This is a genomic window from Flavonifractor plautii ATCC 29863 (assembly GCF_000239295.1).
Taxonomy (GTDB): domain Bacteria; phylum Bacillota; class Clostridia; order Oscillospirales; family Oscillospiraceae; genus Flavonifractor; species Flavonifractor plautii.
In genome coordinates this window covers 1-3,104 of record NZ_JH417737.1, presented here as the reverse complement: position 1 = coordinate 3,104, position 3,104 = coordinate 1, and the positions used below count along the sequence as shown (strand labels likewise).

The 3,104-nt window shown below is 35.6% G+C and carries 2 protein-coding genes; one reads left to right on the top strand and one right to left on the bottom strand.

Annotated features, from left to right (window positions below; genetic code table 11):
* On the top strand, window positions 1-259 hold a 259-nt coding region (locus HMPREF0372_RS20335), incomplete at its 5' end, for a hypothetical protein (protein WP_207635678.1).
* 52 nt (window positions 260-311) lie between these two features.
* Here the strand turns inward: HMPREF0372_RS20335 and HMPREF0372_RS19110 are convergent.
* Window positions 312-2,816 (bottom strand): SIR2 family protein, encoded by a 2,505-nt coding sequence (locus HMPREF0372_RS19110; RefSeq protein ID WP_007490619.1) that lies wholly within the window; start codon window positions 2,814-2,816, stop codon window positions 312-314.
* Window positions 2,817-3,104: the final 288 nt, after the last annotated feature.

Sequence of the window (3,104 nt, the reverse complement as noted above, 5' to 3'; positions counted from 1 at the left end):
TTTTCAATTTGCGAAAATTATTGTACCTTATCAACTAAAGTGCGAAAAAATCTTGACACGACCGGGAGGCGTATACACGAACGCCTCCCTTTTTAGCAAAAAAAGAGACTTGCCTTATAAAAGCAAGTCTCTTGGTGGAGATAAGCGGGATCGAACCGCTGACCTCTTGAATGCCATTCAAGCGCTCTCCCCATACAAGCGTGTAGCGAACCCTCTAAAAGAGGTGGGGAGAGTGCTTTTGGTACGCAGAGAATCTTGACCTTATATGGGCATTCTAATTCCTTGTCTATGCTATTTGTCTCTACACTAACCTAGCTACGACTTTTAAGTTGTTTCCCGGTCAGATAAATATTTACTAGATCACTTACCTTTTGATGATAATCCGGATACTCTTTCATTCTTCCGGTATTCGTAGTGAAATATTTCAGGAAATTCACGACACCCCTAGATGCACGCTGTTTACGTTCACGTAGATAATCATCGTCATTATAAGGAGACTTAAGCGCTTCATATACAGCGTCTATGCTTTCTTTCAGTAGGACTTCATCAGTAAACTCATTGATTCTAGAAAGATCACTTAAAATAGTAGCAATTGTATACTGTACATGAGCAATTGAAATCATTAGGCGCTCATTTGGTGATGTTTCATTTTGATTTTCAATCATAGATTTAGAAACCAATGCAAGTTGTTTGGCATCATTCAAATATTTCTTTTTGGACTCTGTATCATCTAAGCTATAAGAATAGTACATATAGCATTTCGCTTCTTGGTGCAAAAAATGATAATCAGTAGCCAAATATTCGTGCAGTTTTGTATAGATATATACTATAATACTCAAATTTCCACCGTGTTCATCCAAAAATGTGCCATTCATTACATCAAACATTATAAAGTTTCGGCTTAGACGACGGCGCAGAAAAAGATTACTGCCAGAGAAATCTAGAATTTTTTGAATAATATACCTATAGGCACCTGCAACACTTTCTTTACATCCCTCCACCCTCGCATATGTGCCCAATTCTCTTTGCAGCCAATATTTAGAATTTAAAGAATACTTTATCCTGGATAAATCCGATGGATCTTTCTCAAAGAGTGCTGTTTCTGATCTTTCAATAAACGGTGCATACCGTTTTACAGAAACAGAAATTTCTTCATCTAAAGCAAAGTTAACAACATCAGAAGAGTACAGATGCTCTTTGACTGCTAACATAATGAGTAACGCCAGCTGCTTTTCATTATCAATTTTAATTTTGATGTTAGAATACTGTCCTCTTTTTTTAAGTATTTTTTCTACATATACTAACTGATCCAACAGCGTGCGTTTATTGTTATATGTAGGAAGATTGATTGCCGGCAATAGCTCATTGATAGCTGGGATTTCATTGTCAGTAGACAATTTGTTTTTTATAGTATATTTTTTGATGTAATCTGAAAGTTGAGTATCCAGCCTAAGTTTCCACTTAATTATACCAAGGGAATCGCTGTCATTTATATTTACGCATATAATGAAATTATTTCGGTTTTTATTTATATCTCGCGCACTTAGTAGTATTTTCTCAAACTGTTCCCGACGAATTGAGCCAACATCAAAAAGCGCAACTGAATCTGTGTGCCCCAGCAAGTAGTTTAACGAATCATCAGAAATTCTAGATCTTCCATCAAATAAGTAAACTTCTCGATCACGAATTGTGCGACATAGATCGGCGAGCAAGTAAGATTTCCCTGAGATTCGGTTTCCATACACAAGATGCAATTTGTTCTTAGAAATATTTTTAACAATATCTGCGGTTACATCTCGAGAAATAAAATAATAAGGGTAACACAGTTCGCTTTTGCCAGGGTCAAATAAACTTTTCCCCCAAAAGAAATAGTTTTGATTTTTCTCTTTATCAGAAACTTTCAATGTTCTCATAGCAACATTGCAATAATTCGATAGTTCGTCATTTGGTATGCTAGTTGATTCTTCCCATACTTCGTATAAGAACTTGTAAATAGAATCAAATGTTTCAAAACAAACTACATCAGTAATTCCATATGTTTTGAATTTAGATTTTTGTAGTTTTCCAGGAACTCCTTTTGTAAATATAATAGTTTTGCTTAGTGTATCTTTAAGCTGAAAATCCACCGACGCATCTTTTAGGGTTTTTAAATCTACTTCATCATCAAGACTACAACCGACAAAAAGAATGTTTTGATTTGCATAATCATTTTTGAGCTTATTAAGTAACGGTGTATTTTTGTTTAGGCTCAATGCGTATTCTTTTGATGTGAAAATTTTATCACTCTGCTTATATGAAACAATTTCTCTTATATCTCCATGCAACTTGATCAAGCATCGTTCCTCGGTAAAAAGATCATCTCTAAACTCTCGGTTAGGCAAGATAATGGTATTATATTGGCTTGAGTTCTCTATTGCATCATCGATATTTAAGGAGTAAATATATGGCCATTGTATTTCAAAGAACTTCCTTCGCATATCCATTGCATCAAATTTTGCATTGAAAAAATTCTCTTTTAAATAAGAAAGGCGTTCTTCAGCAGACACATTTTCATCATCTTCATAGTAATCACACAGAGTCGAGAATTTCTCACTTTTAAGTTGATCATGCTCCTCTGGTGTGAATTGTGAGTTTTTTAATAGAGCCTGCAACATATGCTCTTTATATGTTGTACCAGAAGGAACTTTTCCACGAAGCGTTGGAACATTACATGACAATCCCGCTCCAACAATAGGCACTAAGCTCTCGCTTCTAAAAAATGCAACTATATCCTTACGAATATCGGATGGTTTCAAAATTCGCATTTCATATTCCATAGTCTCACCCCAAATCGTTAATAACCCCTCGAATAGTAAAATTATATCAAAACCGAAGATTTCTTACAATAGTTTTGTCATAACAGATAGTAAGAAGCACTGCCACTTGGGACAAGAAGCAGCGTTTTCATATATTCATATCAGAAAGGAGTGATACTCTCTCACAGGCCAGCCGTTGGGCTGGCTTTTTTCATGCCATCACGAAGGAGGTTAGTACATGGCAGATGACAAACTAAACACGAACCCACAGGAAAAGGTAGTGTCAAGGAATTTTCGCAAAATGGTTTG